General features: G+C 67.2%; 12 protein-coding genes. 2 read left to right on the forward strand and 10 right to left on the reverse strand.

Annotated elements, in window-relative coordinates; genetic code table 11:
- Nucleotides 1–27: 27 nt before the first annotated feature.
- From JRI60_RS24570 to JRI60_RS24585, 4 genes are all read right to left on the reverse strand, one after another.
- Complete coding sequence (locus tag JRI60_RS24570; protein WP_204228318.1) at nt 28–1842, reverse strand: flavin-containing monooxygenase; 1815 nt, start codon at nt 1840–1842, stop codon at nt 28–30.
- Between the two features lie 77 nt (nt 1843–1919).
- Nucleotides 1920–2564 (reverse strand): TetR/AcrR family transcriptional regulator, encoded by a 645-nt coding sequence (locus tag JRI60_RS24575; RefSeq protein ID WP_204228319.1) that lies wholly within the window; start codon nt 2562–2564, stop codon nt 1920–1922.
- Between the two features lie 228 nt (nt 2565–2792).
- Nucleotides 2793–3395, reverse strand: a complete 603-nt coding sequence (locus JRI60_RS24580; protein WP_204228320.1) for an iron-containing redox enzyme family protein — start codon at nt 3393–3395, stop codon at nt 2793–2795.
- Between the two features lie 136 nt (nt 3396–3531).
- A complete protein-coding gene (locus JRI60_RS24585; protein ID WP_204228321.1) occupies nt 3532–3813 on the reverse strand; it encodes a hypothetical protein in 282 nt (93 codons plus the stop codon).
- Nucleotides 3814–4150: 337 nt separating this feature from the next.
- Between JRI60_RS24585 and JRI60_RS24590 the strand changes: the two genes are divergently transcribed.
- Nucleotides 4151–8155, forward strand: a complete 4005-nt coding sequence (locus tag JRI60_RS24590; protein ID WP_239470839.1) for a protein kinase domain-containing protein — start codon at nt 4151–4153, stop codon at nt 8153–8155.
- Here JRI60_RS24590 and JRI60_RS24595 read toward each other — a convergent pair.
- Nucleotides 8135–8950, reverse strand: coding sequence for a GNAT family N-acetyltransferase (locus JRI60_RS24595; protein ID WP_204228323.1), 816 nt, complete (start codon nt 8948–8950; stop codon nt 8135–8137). The genes JRI60_RS24590 and JRI60_RS24595 overlap by 21 nt on opposite strands.
- Before the next feature lie 154 nt (nt 8951–9104).
- On the reverse strand, nt 9105–10541 hold the full coding sequence (locus tag JRI60_RS24600) for a glycoside hydrolase family 43 protein (protein WP_204228324.1): 1437 nt from the start codon (nt 10539–10541) through the stop codon (nt 9105–9107).
- 151 nt (nt 10542–10692) lie between these two features.
- Between JRI60_RS24600 and JRI60_RS24605 the strand changes: the two genes are divergently transcribed.
- On the forward strand, nt 10693–12717 hold the full coding sequence (locus JRI60_RS24605; protein WP_204228325.1) for a M13 family metallopeptidase: 2025 nt from the start codon (nt 10693–10695) through the stop codon (nt 12715–12717).
- Between the two features lie 39 nt (nt 12718–12756).
- Here JRI60_RS24605 and JRI60_RS24610 read toward each other — a convergent pair whose 3' ends face one another.
- The 4 genes from JRI60_RS24610 to JRI60_RS24625 all read right to left on the reverse strand — a co-directional run bounded on the left by JRI60_RS24610 (nt 12757) and on the right by JRI60_RS24625 (nt 16381).
- The gene (locus tag JRI60_RS24610; RefSeq protein ID WP_204228326.1) at nt 12757–13044 is read right to left on the reverse strand and encodes a hypothetical protein; all 288 of its coding nucleotides are present in this window, start codon (nt 13042–13044) and stop codon (nt 12757–12759) included.
- Nucleotides 13045–13197: 153 nt separating this feature from the next.
- Nucleotides 13198–13782 (reverse strand): DUF2911 domain-containing protein, encoded by a 585-nt coding sequence (locus JRI60_RS24615; RefSeq protein ID WP_204228327.1) that lies wholly within the window; start codon nt 13780–13782, stop codon nt 13198–13200.
- 115 nt (nt 13783–13897) lie between these two features.
- A complete protein-coding gene (locus JRI60_RS24620; protein ID WP_204228328.1) occupies nt 13898–15475 on the reverse strand; it encodes an MBL fold metallo-hydrolase in 1578 nt (525 codons plus the stop codon).
- A gap of 48 nt (nt 15476–15523) precedes the next feature.
- Nucleotides 15524–16381, reverse strand: a complete 858-nt coding sequence (locus JRI60_RS24625) for a hypothetical protein (RefSeq protein WP_204228329.1) — start codon at nt 16379–16381, stop codon at nt 15524–15526.
- Between the last annotated feature and the right edge of the window lie 12 nt (nt 16382–16393).

Here is a 16393-nt window from a genome sequence, read left to right on the forward strand (position 1 = left end):
GGGGCCTCAGTGGGGGGCGCGGATGACTCATGGGGTGGGGGACGTGCCTCCAAGCGTGACTTCCAGGCCCGCGAGATCGTTGCCCTTGCGCCAGTTCCGCAGGACTTCGATGAACTCGAGCGTGCCGCCTCCGAAACCGGCGCTGCGAATCGCGCTCGGGGGAGGCCGGACTCCCTCGTTGTTGTAGTAGCCGGGCGTGCAGTCGGGACCGCCGAAGGAGGCGTTCTTCGTGAGGTTGCTGAGGATCACCTCCCACCACTGCTGTTGCGCCTTCTCCGACGGTTCGATCGTCTCGACGCCCTGCTTCTTGCACTGCTCGATGATGTAGGCGGCGTGTTGCGCCTGCTCATCGAGGATGTGAACGAAGTTGATCGCCCAACCGCTCTGGGGGCCGCTGAACAGCACGAGGTTCGGATAGCCGCGGCTGTGCATGCCGTGGAGCGTCGACGCGCCATCGGCCCAGCTGTCGCGCAGGGACTTGCCGCCGCGCCCGCGAATGTCGAAGCCCAGCCGGCGGGTGTAGTCGCCCGTGACCTCGAAGCCCGAGGCGTAGATCAGGCAGTCGACCTCGTATTCCTTGCCCTTCACCACCACTCCGGTGGGAGTAATCCGCTCCACGCCCTTGCCATCGGTATCCACGAGCTGGACGTTGGGGCGGTTGAACGTGTCCAGGTACTCGTCGTGGAAGCAGGGCCGCTTGCACAGCGGATCGTAGTAGGGCTTGAGCGCCTCGGCCGTCACCGGGTCCTTGACGATGGTGTCCACCCGCGCGCGGATCTCCTCCATCTTGCGGAGGTCCGCCATCTTGCGGAGCTCGGCCGCCTCCTCGGGGGTCCTGGCGCGGCGGCTGTCGGTATCGTCGAAGATGTAGGTCCAACCGTCCCGCACCATGTCCACGTCCTGCGCGCGGCCGGAGACGATGGCGGTGAAGTTGACCATGCGCTCCTGCTGCCAGCCGGGCTGGAGCGTCTTCGCCCAGGCCTCGTCGGTCGGCCGGTTGCCACGCACTCCAATGCTCGAGGGCGTGCGCTGGAAGACATGCAACTGTTTGGCCGAAGCCCCGAGGTGGGGGATCGCCTGGATCGCGGTCGCGCCCGTGCCGATGATGCCCACGCGCTTGTCGGCCAGCTTGCTCAGGCCGCCCATGGGGCCGCCGCCGGTATAGGCATAGTCCCACCGGCTGGTGTGGAAGCTGTGGCCCTTGAAGGTCTCGATCCCCGGGATGCCGGGCAGCTTCGCCTTGTGGAGGATGCCTCCGGCGATGATGACGAACCGCGCCGCGAGCTTGTCACCCCGGTTGGTCGTGATGTTCCAGCGCCGGGTGTCCTCGTCCCAGTTCATCTGCTCGACCAGGGTCTGGAACAGCGCCGTCTTGTAGAGGTCGAACTGCCGGCCGATCCGCTGGCAGTGGGCGAAGATCTCCGGCGCCTTGGCGTACTTCTCCGTCGGGATGTAGCCGGTCTCCTCGAGCAGCGGCAGGTAGATATAGGATTCCACGTCGCAGGCGGCGCCCGGATAGCGGTTCCAGTACCAGGTGCCGCCGAAGTCGCCGCCCTTCTCGATGATGCGGAAGGAGTGGACTCCCGCCTGGCGCAGCCGCACCGCCGACAACATGCCGCCAAAGCCACCGCCGACAATCAGGACGTCGATCGTCTCGGTCACCGCCGGACGGGTGAAGCCGGGCTCGACGTACGGATCCCTGTCGAAATCCTTATAGACGCCGCTGAGGTCGCGGTACTGGGTGTCGCCGTCGGGACGCAGCCGCTTCTCGCGCTCGAGCCGGTACTTCTCCTTCAGCGCTTCCGGAGAGAACGAGACCACACCCTTGTTCTTCTCATTCATGAGCATTTCTCCTTCACTTGGGTTGTTTTCGACGGAGGTGTTGCCTTTGCCGGGTGTGCCGTTCTCGTCCAGCGAGGTCACCGGCGGGCGGAGACGGGGGCCAGCCACAAGCCGACGAGCGCGTCGACCAGACCCGCCGCGGTGGACTCCCAGGTCGAGCGGGGGTTCGCGGTGCCCGCGTGCAGCGCGCGTTCCCGCTCGGCGCACATGTGCACGATCAGCAACCGGCCCATGTCGCTGCGCTCCTGCCGCACGTCCTCGGGCAGACGGGGGATCAGCCGGGACATGCCTTCGAGGGCCTGCTTCAGCGACCGCGAGGTGAACGACTCGTTGATCACGCGCTCGCGCAAGGAGGGATGGGTCATCACCTGGGCGATGAAGCGCGCGTACCAGGAGGGGATGCCCAGCGAGGCGATGTGCTGGGTGGTGGGTCGCACGAGGCAGGACACCCAGTCGCGCAGGTCGGGCGAGCCGGTGAGCTCCGCGAGCAGGTCGGTGCGCCGCCGCTCCATCGACTCGGAATGCCGACGCACGATGGCCAGGATGAGCTCTTCCTTGGAGCCGAAGTGGTAGCCGACGGCGAAGTTGTTGGACTGGCCCGCTGCCTCGCTCACCTGGCGGTTGGAGACGGCCTCGACGCCGTGCTCGGCGAACAGGCGCTCGGCCGTGACGAGGAGAAGCTCGCGAGTCTCGCTGCCCCGGTCGGATTTGCTCGGGCTCACGAGAGCACCGGGGCCCTTCCCAGGACCTGCTTGCTGTCGCCGGCACTCATCACGACCTCCGGGGGGATGGCCCGTCCTCGAGCCCACGCGAGCAGGATTAAGTCAGTCGACTGAGCAAGTCAACTGACTTAATCTCGCGCCTGGTCGAGGAGGAGGCAGCCTCGCCGGTGGGTTCGAGGCGCACACACGCCCCGCTGGAGGTCGAGCTTCGCGGGGGGCCGCGTCGTCTCAGGCCGTGGCCCGTGAATTCGGGTCCGGAGCGGCGTGGACCCTCGAGCGGTTTTCCGCCATGGCCTCGAGGCTGTAGCGCTGCATCAGCTGGATCCAGCTGTTGACGCACTGGTATGCCCCGTGAACCATGCCGCGGAACAGCAGGGGATCCCGGCCATGGGTGGCGACGAGCTGGAAGATCTCCTTCCCGTGCTCCTGATCCGCATGGCTGTGGTGGAGCAAGGTCCTCAACGCCTTCCTCGGGATGCCGAGTCGCCGGGCAATCTGTCGCAGCGCCTCGGCATCGGGTGGGTGGCACTCCGTCGCGAAGTAGAGGCCGAGCACCGCCGTCGGGGAGCTGTTCTGGAGGAGCGCGAGTTGGTTCTGGGTCAGCTCGCGAAGCTCCGGGTCGGGTCCACTCGAGAGGATGTCTTCGCGGCGGCAGCCAATCGCGGACAGGTCCTCCAGGAGCCAGGCGGGGTGCGCCCCCTCCTCCCTGGCATGTTCTCGGGCCCAGGCCAGGAACGCGTCATGGGTGGAGCCACACCTGTTGGCCTCGTGAATCGCCGTGCGGAGCAGGTGGTTGGCGATGTTCATGAAGTGGTAGACCTGAACGGCCACCCTTCGCCATCCATTGGCTCCGGAAGAGGCGAGGAGCCAACTCCACCACTGGTGGTGCAGCGCATGCTGGGGCGCGAGGAACCGTTCGAGCCTTCGGGCCGGGTTCGCCATGTGAGCGCTCTTCCGTTCCGTGGATTCAGATGCAAAACATCTGGGCCTTGAGCTTCTTCGTCAGCTTGTGGGTGTAGATGAGCTTGTCGATGTCTTCATCGGTCGCGTTCTTGAGAAACTCCACTTCCGCCGGGCTCAAGTATCTCCCCTGGGTGCTCAACACCTTCGCCACGCCTTTGACGCCCTGCTTCTCCAACTCCCGGATGGATTCATCCAGTGTGCGAACTCTTTCGGCTGCCAGGGTCGAGAGATCCTTCATCTCCTTGTTCAGTTCCCGGATCGCACGTTTTCTTTCCTCTGGCTTCATGTGTGTTTCCCCTTCCTGAGAGGTTGTGTGGTTCCGTCCTGGAAGGTTGTTCCTGGTGGTGTGACAACCAAGGGATTCCCGGTCCGAGGGTTGTGTCGGGGGGGAGATACTCGGGGCAGCATGGTCGCCCAGGGGGGAGGCTCCCAGTCACCTGAGCACCGGGAGGAGCGGGCGACAGGCTCGGCGAAGAGTCGGCCCGCCGGCTCCCGGGTCTGGTGACTTCCTTACATCACACCTCGGGTTGTCATTATCTCCCTCTGTGTAGAGGTATTTCGAAAGGCGGTAGCGCATGGAAGGAGACTCTGGTCCAGAGCTCAGCGGGGAGGACTTGCCCTCAGTGGACTCACTGGGCGATGAGCTCGACTTCGAGGACTCCTTGCTGAGAGCAGTGGCCTTGCCTGCTCCGCTGCATCACAACCCGGAGATAGGAGCTGGGTTGGGGGGGCAGGATGGTCGCCGGTTCAAGATCCTCGAGCGGCTGGGGGGCGGCGCCATGGGGTGCGTCTACCTGGCCTGGGACGAGCAGCTTCACCGCAAGGTAGCTCTCAAGTTCCTGCTCCCCAGGCGCACCGATGAGGAGATGACCGCGCTGCTGCGCCAGGAGGCCCGGGTCATCGCGCAGCTCGATCACGAGAACATCGTGCGCCTCTTCGATGTCTCGGATTGGCAGCCCGGTCCCGGACTACCACGCTTCCCCTTCCTCGTCATGGAGAGCCTGGAGGGTGAGTCGCTGGATTCCTTGATGCGGCACGAGAAGTTGGAGCTGCCGCGCGTCCTGCGCATCCTGGCGGAGGTGGCCGCCGGGCTCGCTCATGCGCATGCGCAGCACGTCGTCCACCGGGATCTCAAGCCCAGCAACATCTTCATCACCCAGGAGGGGAGGGTGAAGCTGCTGGATTTCGGCCTGGCCTACCTGCTGAGCTCCGAGCCCCACTTCTCCTCACGGCGCTCCCTGGCCATGGCCGGGACGCCAGCCTACATGGCTCCAGAGCAATGGAGAGGGGAATGGCAGGATGGGCGCACGGACCTGTGGGCCGCCGGGGTGGTGCTCTACGAGTTGCTCACCGGGACGCTCCCGTTCCCGGAGGGCTCCCCGGCGCAGTTCCGCACCTGGGTGACGTCTCCAGAGCCGATGCCCTCGGTGCGCGAGCGCCGCCCGGAGCTGCCGTGGGAAGTCGCGATGCTCGTGGACACGGCGCTGGCCAAGGATCCCTCCCAGCGCTTCCAGACGGCCCAGGAGCTGTATCAGGAGGTGCGAGAGCTGGAGGAGCATCTGGGCTTCCGACCCTCGGACTCGTCATCTCCGCGCATCCAGCGCCGACAGGTGACGCTGCTGGCGTGCTCCCTGACGGGCCTCGACCACATGAGCACGGACCCGCCCGACGCGGAGGATCTCGGCGAGTTGGAGATCGCCTTCCACCGGGCCTGTGCGGCGGCCATCCAGCAGGCGGGTGGCCACCTCGCTCTATCGATGGGCAATGAGGTGCTCGCCTGCTTCGGTCATCCCCAGGTCCATGAGGAGGACGCGGAGCGTGCCGTGCGTACCGGGCTGTATCTGTCGCGCCACATCCCCGAGGAGATCCAGACGCGGGTGACGCAATTCCTCTCCCATCCGTTGGCGGTGAAGGTGGGCATCCACACGGATACGGTCATCCTGGAAGCGGGTCCCGTGGGGACGCAGGGGCAGGTGTTGACGTTCCGGGGAGAGGCCCCCCAGCGGGTGAGGTGGCTGGCGAAACAGGCCGCGCCTGGGACGATCCTGCTCAGCGGTGCGACCTGGGAGCTGGTCCGTGGAGCCTTCGAGACCCAGATGCTGGGCCCCCGGGACTTCCAGTGGCTCTCGGGCACGACACACCTGGACGTCCACCAGGTGCTGGCCGAGCGAACGGCCGTGTCCCGTTTCGATCGAAAGCGCCTGGCCAGCGGACTGACGCCCCTGGTGGGGCGGGAACGGGAGCTGGAGGCGCTGCTGGCGCACTGGCAGCAGGCCCAGGGAGGACAGGGCGGCGCTGTCCTGCTGTACGGCGAGGCCGGCATCGGCAAGTCGCGCCTCATCCGGGAGGTGGGGCAGCGGGTGGCGGCGGAGGGGGGCCTGTGGTTGCAGTTCCAGTGCTGGTCCCAATCGGGCTCCAGTGCGCTGCGTCCCGTCATCGAGCTGCTGCGCCACTCCCTGCGGGAGGTCGCACCCGAGCAGCGGCGGGGCGTGCTGGAGGAGCGGCTGGCGGCGCTGGGCCTGTCCCTCGAGGCCATCCAGTTGCTGGTCTCCCTGCTGATGCTCGAGCCTCCGGTCCCGCAGGTACTGCGGCTGTCCCCGGAGCGACGCAAGGAAGCCACCCTCGAGGCGCTGGTGAGCCTGTTGCTGCTCGGCGCGATGCGACAGCCGATCCTGGCCGTCGTGGAGGACCTGCATTGGGCCGATCCTTCCACCCTAGAGCTGCTCGGACGCGTGCTGCGGCAGCTGAAGGGTGCACCTGTCCTGCTGGTGCTCAGCGCCCGTCCCGAATTCATCCCTCCCTGGGGGACGGACTCCGGGTTCCGGTCGCTGACGCTCGAACGCCTGTCGATGGAGGAGATCTCCGTGCTGGTGCGGCGGGTCGCCTGGAGACGCGAGCTGCCGGAAGACGTGGTCGCGCAGATGGCGGCACGCACGGACGGCATCCCCCTCTTCGCCGAAGAGATGGCCCGGCTGATCCTCGGACGCGGGACGGCCAGAGGTGCCTGGTCGGTTCCGCACGCCATTCCGTTCACCCTGCAGGAGTTGTTGTTCGCCCGGCTGGACAGGCTCCCGTCCCGGCTGAAGTCACTGGCCCAGCTGGCGTCGGTGATCGGGCGCAGCTTCCATCAAAAGCTGCTGGTCCAGCTCACCCGGCGCAGTGAGATCGCGCTGCGGCGCGACCTGGAGGGGCTGTTGGCGGCGGAGCTGCTGCAGCCGCAGGAGGGTAGCGCCGAGCCGGGATATCAGTTCCGTCATGCGCTCCAGCAGGAGGCTGCCTACCTGTCCTTGCCCCGGAGTGCCCGGCGCGCACATCACCGGTCCATCGCCTCCGTACTGGTGGAGCGGTTTCCCATGGTGGTGGATGAGCAGCCAGAGGTGCTGGCCCACCACTATACGGAGGCGGGAGACGTCGAGACGGCCATCCATTACTGGGTTCGGGCGGGGGAGCTCGCCAGCAAACGCCTGGCCAACGAGGAGGCCATCCGCCACCTCACCCTGGCGCTGCAACTGCTGCGCAGCCTGCCGGAGTCTCCCGAGCGTCCCGGGCAGGAGTTGAAGCTGCTGTTGACCCTGGGCGTGCCACTCGTCCAGGTCCAGGGCTACGGCTCCCCCGAGGTCATGCGGATCCACGGCCGAGCGCATGAGCTGCTCCTCTCGGGAGACGAGTCCCTGGAGATGCTCGAGCTGCCCTACTGGAGCCTGTATGCCTATCATTTCTCACGGTCCAACTATTCCCTGGCGCGCGAGGTGGCGGAGTTCATGGTGGGCGTCGGGCAGCGCCAACATGACCCGGAGCTGCTCGCCCAGGCCTACCGGATGCTGTCCCTGATCAGCATCATCTGGGGCCGGTTGCACGAGGCGCAGGACCATGCCCGGCATGCCGAGCTGTGTTCGGACTTCGATCTCGAGCGGCACCGGGCCGTGGCGGCCAGGCAGTGGATCAACCCGCGGGTGGCGGCGCTGTCCTATGGCTATGTCTATCAGACGATGCTCAATCATTCCGAGGAGGCGTACCGCTACGGTCTGGAGACGATGGATCTGGCCTTGCGCATCGGCCATCCCCATACGACAGCGTTCGCGTTGATCCAATTGGCCATCGGCTGCCACTTCCGCGAGGACGCGCAGGGGGTGTTGAGGTGGACCGGGGAGGCCGGCAGGCTCGCCGACGAGAACCGCTTCCGGATGTGGCGGGCCTGGGCCTCGATGTTCCGGAGCTGGGGACTGGCCGCGGTGGGGCGGCCCCAGGAGGGCCTCAGGCTCAGCGAGGAGGCGAGCGAATATCTGCGCACCTCGGGCATCCTGGCCTACCAGTTCAATTACAATCTTGGCATCCGCGCGGACATCCTCCTGCGGCTCGGACGGCCCAGGGAGGCCCTGGAGACGCTCGATGTAGCGCTGCGATGTTTGGACAAGGTGGGGGAGCGCTTCTACGAGCCCGAGTTGCACCGCCTCCGGGGCGAGTCGCTTCGAAGTCTGGGCCGCGAAGAGGCGGCCCGGGAGAGCTTTTCCCAGGCCCTGCGTACCGCCCGTGCACAAGGCTCGATCGCCTTCGAGCTCAAGGCGGGTGAAGCGCTGGGACTGCGGCCGCCTCTTTCTCCTTCCGCGTCAACCTGGGTGAGTGGGTGAGGGCGGAAGCCACGCATACAGCTCCAGGCTGCTCAGCTCGGTGAAGCCCAGCTTCTCGCAAATGGGGGCCGAGCTGGTGCGGTCCGCCTGGACGACAGCGGCCCGTGCTCCGTCGCGGTAGGCATCCGCCAGACGCCGCGCGACCAGACTGGTGTAGATGCGCCGGTGGCGCCAGACGGGAAGGGTGGCCGAGCTGAAGAGCTGGACGATGGGCTGGTCGGGCAGGTGTACCTTGGCGGCATAGGCCACGGGCTCCTTCACGCCGTCGAGATAGGCCAGGTAGACGCGCGCATGGAGTCGGCCCATGTGCCGCAGGAAGAGGAGGGCGAACTGGCGGCAGACGTCGTCCGGTGCGGGGTACGCCTGGGCCAGCAGCCTGCTCGCCACGTCCAGGTCATCCTCGGTGGCGACCCGGATGTGGATGTCGGGGGCCACCGGGATGGGGACCTGGAGGTCCGTCAGGGCCAGCCCCGCGAGGTCCGCCAGCTTGACGAACCCGAGGGCGGTGAGGCGCGGCCTCAGGTCGGCCGGGGTGGAGCCGGGCCCCACCAACCAGCCAACGGCCTTCTGCTCGTGGGCGAAGCGGTCGCGTACCCGCTGGATGGTGGCGTTCGCGTTCTCCGGGCTCAGCTGACTCAACCCCACCAGGTTGGAGAGGGGATAGGAGACCGAGGTCCACCGGCCCTGGATGCCCGGGATCGATAGGGATTCCACCTGCCCGGACACATCGGGCAGCAGGAACATGCTGTCCTCGATCGCCCTCACGAGGGCTTCACGGGTAGGCGCCACATCCATGGGGGTAAGGTAGGTGGCTCGAGCCAGGTTCGGACAGGGGCCCCAAGCGTGCGACAGTTCGCCAGACGAAGGGTGGGGCGAGGAGCCCTCCCGTCAATCCGCCAGCCCGCGGGAGACAGCGGGCTGGCAGGGCACCGGAGCCTGGCTCGGCCTCTCAAGGCATCGGACGCGAGGTGACGGACGGCGCCTCGGGCATCGCCGGCCAGCCATTGCGCCAGATGATGGCGTCCACGAGCATGACGCGCGCGGTATGGCCCGCGTTCCACGCGTGGTAGACCATGACCGAGCTGCCCGCCGGCGTGTTCACGACCGAGCCGTGTCCTGGCCCTTCCCACCCGGGGACGGTCTTGAGGATCGGCGCGCTCGCCTTCGTGTAGGGGCCCAGCGGGCTGGTCGCGCGCGCCACGCCAATGGCATACGTGCCGTTGTAATAGGCGTTGCCGCTGTAGAAGAGGTAGTAGTAGCCGTCCCGCGCGACGACCCACGGCGCCTCGACGACTCCGCCCTCCCAGGTCCTGTCATTGGTGATCAACTGCGTCCGGGTGCCGACGAGCGACAGGCCATCCGCCGAGAGCGCCTGTCCGTAGATGGGCGTCTTCTGGCCGACGGCGTTGCCATCCGCCTTCCACACCAGGTAGCGCGCGCCCGCGGGGGTGGTGAGGAGCGTGGCGTCGATCATCCCCATGCCGGTGTCGTGCACGAGCGGACGGCCGATGTCCGTGAAGGGGCCGGTCGGGCTCGTCGCGGTGGCGGCGCCAACCGACAGCTTTCCATCCGTGTGGCGCGCGGTGAAGTACGCGATGTACTGAGTGCCGACCTTGTGGATCTCCGGGGCCCAGAAGTCGCCGGTGGCCCACGTGGGCTTCCGGGTCGAGGGGAAGATGGAGCCCGCGCTCGTCCAGTGGACCAGGTCCGGCGAGGTGCGGATCGGAAACGCGTTCGCGGCGCCTCCCGACGTACAGGCGGCGATGTACCGGCCCCCATCGAAGATGACGCCAGGGTCGGCGCAGTCCGCCGAGAGCACCGGGTTCTGATAGAGGCCGCCGCAGCCCGAGTACATGAACGACATGGCGCAGGCGTTCGAGCCGGTGAAGTACGGCTTCCAGTCGTTGGAGAGGATGGCGTAGGAGTTGGGGCTCTCGTTGACGCAGGCGCGGTCCCAGAACACGCGCCCGCCCACGTCGTCGTACTGCGCCGTCCCGGAGTGGATCCACGCCGGGCCGTAGGTGACGCGGGTGGTGCACGCGGGCGCGCCGGCACAGTTCGTGTCGAGCGCCATCACGCAGGCGTTGTTCCCAGTGAAGTACGGCTTCCAACCGTTGGAGAGCACGGCGTAGGAGTTGGTGCCCTCATTGATGCACCGGCCATCCCACGTCACCAGGCCATCCGCGGTGTCGAACATGTCCGGGTGCCCCGATGGGTGGATCCACGCGTTGCCGTACGTGATGCGGGTGGTGCACGCGAGCGCCGCCTCGGTGGAGCGCGGGGCCTCACCGGACTCGACGTCGCCGAGCTCCCCGCCGCAGCCCGGGCCAGACACAAGCGCGGCGCCCACGACGGTGAGTGCCGCGACACGCTGATTCATTTTCATGATGCCTCCTGTGAAGTAGAGGGCTTATTCCATGAAATCCAGGGATGTCCAGATCTGAGGTGGTCTTCCGCCGCGGTGCGTCCTATGAATGGCGCAATCCCAGGAGGAATAAGGCGTAGGGTCGCGTGTAGGAGAAGTGGAGGGGTACTGCATGCGTCTTCTGAAGGTCTTCCTGGCTGCCGCCGTCTTCCCCATCACCGCCTTCGCGCAAGGGACGGCACAGCGAGGCATCGAGGTCGGTGACCTCAACCGGAGCGTCGAGCCGTGCTCGGACTTCTACGAGTATGCGAATGGCCAGTGGAGGGCCCAGAATCCCATTCCTCCCTCCATGGTGCGCTGGAGCCGCCGCTTCGCCTCCGGTGAGTTGGCGAAGGAGCAGCTCAAGGGCATCCTGGAGGAAGTCTCCCGCAAGCAGGACTGGCCCACCGGCAGCGTGGAGCAGCTGATTGGCGACCACTATGCCTCGTGCATGGACGAGGCGCGGCTCGAGGCGCAGGGTCTCACGCCCATCAAGCCGCTGCTGACCGACATCGACGGGGTGAAGAGCGCCGCGGACGTGCAGCGGATGATTCGCCGCTTCCACGAGCTGGATATCGCGGTGCCGTTCGCGCTGGGCGCCGCCTCCGACAATCACAACCCGAGCCAGATGATCACCGACATCGCCGCCCGGGGGCTCGGCATGCCGGACCGCGACTACTATTTGAAGCCAGAGCCGCGCTTCAAGGAGGCCCGGGAGAAGTACCTCGAGCACGTCGCGAACACCTTCAAGCTGGCCGGATACACCCCGGAGGCGGCCAGGGCCGCGGCCAGCACCGTCTTCGCTCTCGAGTCCAAGCTGGCCGAGGCCTCGCTGGACAACGTGGCCCTGCGCGACCCGAAGGCGACCGACCACAAGACCTCCTTCGCGGACCTGCGCAAGCTCACGCCGCGCTTCGACTGGGTGGCGTACTTCCAGGGCGCGAAGCTACCCCGGGCCGACCTCAACGTGGAGCAGCCCCGGTTCCTTCAAGAAGTGGATCGCCAGCTCCAGCAGACGCCGGTGGCGGACTGGAAGACGTACCTGAAGTGGCACCTGCTCCACTCGGCGTCCCAGTCGCTGTCCAGGCCCTTCCAGGAGGAGATCTTCAGCTTCTACGGCCGCTACCTGGGCGGCGCGAAGGAGGAGAAGCCCCGGTGGAAGCGCTGCGTGGAGTCCACGGACGCGCTGCTGGGCGAGGCGCTCGGCAGGAAGTACACCGAGAAGTACTTCCCGCCCGAGGCGAAGGCCCGCATGCAGGAGATGGTGAAGAACCTGCTGGCGGCCATGGGGGACAGCATCCAGGGCCTGGACTGGATGGGCCCCGAGACGAAGAAGAAGGCGCTGGAGAAGCTCTCCACCTTCAACCCGAAGATTGGCTACCCGGACAAGTGGAAGGACTACAGCCACGTGAAGATCCGCCGGGACGCGTTCTGGGCGAACGTGATGGCCGGCCGCCGCTTCAACGTGGTGGATGACTGGAGCCAGATTGGCAAGGCGGCGGACCGCGGCCGCTGGGGCATGACGCCGCCCACCTCGAACGCCTACTACCACCCGTTGCTCAATGAGATCGTGTTCCCGGCGGGAATCCTGCAGCCGCCCGCGTTCAGCATGGAAGCGACCGACGCGGTGAACTACGGCGCCATCGGCGTGGTGATCGGCCATGAGATCAGCCACGGCTTCGACGACCAGGGCGCGCAGTACGACGCGCGGGGCCGCCTGAGCAACTGGTGGACCGACGAGGACCTCGTGAAGTTCCAGGCGCGCGGCCAGTGTGTGGTCGACCAGTTCGAGAGCTACTTCATCGAGCCGGGCCTCCACCACAACGGCAAGCTCGTGCTGGGCGAGAGCATCGGAGACCTCGCGGGCGCGCGGATCGCCTACCTCGCCTTCAAGAAGTCGCAGCAGGGCAAGCCCCCGGCGCCGACCCTCGACGGCTTCACGCCGGACCAGCAGTTCTTCATCTCCTGGGGCCAGTTCCGCGGCGACGCCATCCGCCCCGAGACGCAGCGGCTCATGATCCAGGGGGACCCGCACCCGACCGGGAAGTATCGGGTGATTGGCCCGCTCTCGAACATGCGGGAGTTCCAGCAGGCCTTCAGCTGCAAGCAGGACGCGGAGATGGTGCGTCCGGCCGAGAAGCGCTGCGAGGTCTGGTAGTCACAGCTCGCCCAACTTGGGCGAAGTGACAGCCCCGGCTCAGTCCGTGCCCTGATTCGACCCGGGCGCCCCGTAGCGGCGGTGCAGTCCCTCGCCCGCCTCGTCGAGGGGGCCGCCCGGGAAGGGCACGGGGCCGTCGATGTCGAAGAAGAACCGATGCCCCTGGCTGGGGTGGGTGGAGTCGGCATCGTAGTGGGGCCGGATGTCCTCGGCCTCGAGCCCCCGCTCCACCCTCTCCTTGGCGACGGAGGGCCTGGTGTCGACAGGCGCCTCCAGCTTCACCGGATCCACGGGATCGGACTTCTTCGACTTGCGTCTACCGAACATGGTGACACTCCTCGTGCGGTGCGGACGCGCGAAGGCGCACGCCCTCCAAGGGACAATCTGGGGGGGATCGGCCCGCGAGACACGGGCCAGGGGGCGCACGAGGGGCTGGCTCGCCTGGCTGGTGAGCGGCGAGGCGCCTCGGGTACTCCGGGCTCAGCCCTTCTTCGCCGGACGGACGGGCACGGAGACCTGCGTGTTCTCCCACGAGAAGTTCAGCGTGGTGCCCTTGTCATCGAAGGCGATGGTGAGGGCCTCGTAGGTGTCCGCGCTCTTCTTCACCGGCACGTCCACCCGCAGGACGTCATTGTCCTTGTTGTACTTGTAGGCGCCCCACTGGCCCACGTCCTTGTTGACGATGAGCGTCCACTTGTCCGCCTGCGGAATGGTGAAGAGCGCGTAGGTGCCCGCCGGCAGCTTCTGGCCCGCCAGCTCGAGGTCCCCCGTGGTGGTCAGCTCCGTGGCGGCGTTCGCCCCCAGGCGCCACACCTCTCCATAGGGCACCAGCTTGCCGAAGATGACCCGCTTCTGGCCCGTCTTCGGATCCTGCATGCGCGGCGAGTTGTACGTCACCTTCACGTACGTGGTGTCGTCCAGCTTCTTCGCCGCCATCTCCATCGGGCTGACGGGGGCCTTCGCGGGCGGAATGACCTTCTGCGCCAGCGCGGGCGTCGCCGCGAGGAGGATGATCGCGGCCAGGGTCGGGATGCGCAGGTGCGACGTGAGTCCACGGGTCGTCATGGGTGGGGCCCTCGGGGTGATGGGTGAACGGAAACGGCGGCGGACCGTACCATGACCCTCACCCCCCGCCCTCTCCCAGAGGGAGAGGGTGCATGCGAAACCCGCTGGGTCTTCGTCAGGCGAACACTCGCTCCATGTGGATGTACGGCCGCTCCGCCCGGATTCCCCGGCCCCGGCAGTACTCCAGGAACTTGTTCGACTCGATGATCTGCGGCGCCTTCTCGTCGTACGCCAGCACCATCACGTGCCTCAGCCACGGCTCCTGGCCCATCGCGTACACGTAGACCTCCTTCGGGTTCAGGTGGTTCACGATCTCGCTGGCTCGCGCGCAGTTGGAGCCGTTCAGCCGCCTCGACTGGTCCACCTTGCGCGGCACCGGCTGGCTCAAGAGCGGCCCGTACATCCAGCTCATCGGCCCTCCCTCGCACTCCATCCCCAGGCACAGCACGTCGATCTCTCCCACCACCTCCCGCAGGTGCTGGTACATCCGCGGCTCCAGCGCGTTCGAGTCCGCCGCCATCAGGAACGACTTGCCCCCCATCTGCACCAGGTGCGCGATCTTCGCCTGGATCGACAGATCGCTGTGCTCCCCCAGGAACGGCACCCCGGTGATCGCCCCGCCCGGAATCGCGATGCGCTGCAGCTCGTCCAGCTCCACCACGTTGCGGAAGCCGTTGTGCTCCAGCATCAGCCGCAGCGACGGATCCGCCAGCCCTCCGCCGTTGTTGCGCGGCACCACCACCGTCCCCACCCGGTGACGCAGCTGGATCAGCGTCTCCATCATCAGGTGATCCGCGTGTCCGTGTGTGATCACCACGTAGTCGATCCGCTCCGGCAGATCCGCGTGCGTGAAGCGCGGCTGGTCCGTCGGGAACTCGTAGCTGATCACCGGATCCGTCAGCACCGAGACCTCGCGCGACTCCATCAGCACGCACGCATGGCCGAAGTAGCGCATGCGCACCCCGTCACCCGTCCACCGCTCCGGGCGGCGCGGCGGCGTCTCCGTGAAGAGCGCCGCGAACTCGGTCGCCGCGCTGGAGGGCACCCCCAGCATCTCCGCCACCTTCCCCGGCGAGCCCGGCGTCGTCCTCATCCGGAACAGCTCGTCCAGGCCCTCGTGGCGGTAGGGCACCTTCAGCCACAACGGCGACTCCCCCTCGAGCCGCGGCGTGCTGTAGATGTACTTGCGCGCGTCCCCGTCCACCTGCATCAGGAAGACGCTCTGCGACGACTCCTGGTGGTAGCGGCTGTGGTACAGCAGCGGCTCGATGAAGCGGATGCTGGCGTGGTGCGCCATGTCGTACGTCAGCTCCACGTAGCCGCGCAGCACGTCCGGCACCTTGGGATAGAGGCTCTCCAGCGACGGGCCCGTGGCCGTGGTGGCCAGCATCTGCTCCAGCTCGGCCACCGCCTTGGTGTAGGCCACCATGTGCGCCTGCTCGCGCGTGGTGCGATCCAACAGCGCCTTCACGTCCGCCACCCGCGAGGCCGGGTAGTTGAGGAAGGGCCCTCCCATGAGCGCCGGGTTCTTCAGCGCCGCCACGTGCACGTCCGGATTGGCCACGAACGACTGCATCAGCTTCATGTGCAGGTTCGTCACGAACAGCGGTGCCGTCGCGGGCGAGAGCAGGAACCACCACGCGTACCACTGGTTGTAGAGCGGCTCGATGGCGACGTTGGGCTTGAGATACATGACTGTGTGTTTCCTGGAAGAGGTTGGAGGGGAGGGGGTTGTCGAAGTCTAGGAGTCGGCCAGGGGTTTGAGCTGGCGCAGGCGCAGCAGCAGATCCGTGCGCTCCTGGAAGAAGTCCTGGCGGGTGCGCCACGTGGCCACCCCGAGCCGGTGCGCCGACAGGCACTGCGCCACCGGGCCCACGTCATGGACGCGCGGCCGCAGCCTCCCGCAAGCGCTCAGCAGCAGATCCTCGCCGTTGGCCAGCGTCGGCACGTTCAGGCCCAGCAGGCCCGCCAGCCGGTAGAGCTCCTCCAGGTGCTCGCGCGTGAAGAAGTAGACGCGGTTGATCGCGTCCACCCGGCGATCGCCCACCAGCCCCGCTCTCCAGCCCTGGTCGGCCGGCTCTCCTGGTTGGCCCTGGTAGGTCTCGCCCTGGATTCCGTGCGGCGTGCTCGGATCCTTCACCAGCGCCGAGAAGAGTCGCTCGACCTGCTCGGGCCCCAGGAAGGTGTCGTCGTCGATGCTCGCGAAGTACTCGCCCGGCTCGCCGCGGGCCAGCTCGAAGCGGATGCCCGCGTACCGGCGCTCGGATTGATCCACCAGCCGCAGCCGCTCGTCGCGCACCCGCACCCAGTCCCCGATGCGGTAGGCCGGATTGTTGTTGGACACCAGGATGCGGCCGACGAAGCCCGAGCGCAGCAGGCTGTTCACCATCGGCTCGATGTTGCGCACCCGCCGGTAGCTCAGCAGGACCACCGTCAGCCGCTCCGGTCCCGTCGCCGGGACGCTCGGCCCGTGACGCACCTGGTTCTGCCAGCGCGTGAAGTCCCGCAGGTAGTTCACCCTGCCGGGAAACCACGAGTCGTATTGGTTGGCGTGGGTGAAGGACTCGATCAGCTCGTGCCAGGGATTGGGCAGGGGCATACGTATTCCGGA

The sequence above is a fragment of the Archangium violaceum genome (genome assembly GCF_016887565.1).
Classification (GTDB): Bacteria; Myxococcota; Myxococcia; order Myxococcales; family Myxococcaceae; genus Archangium; species Archangium violaceum_B.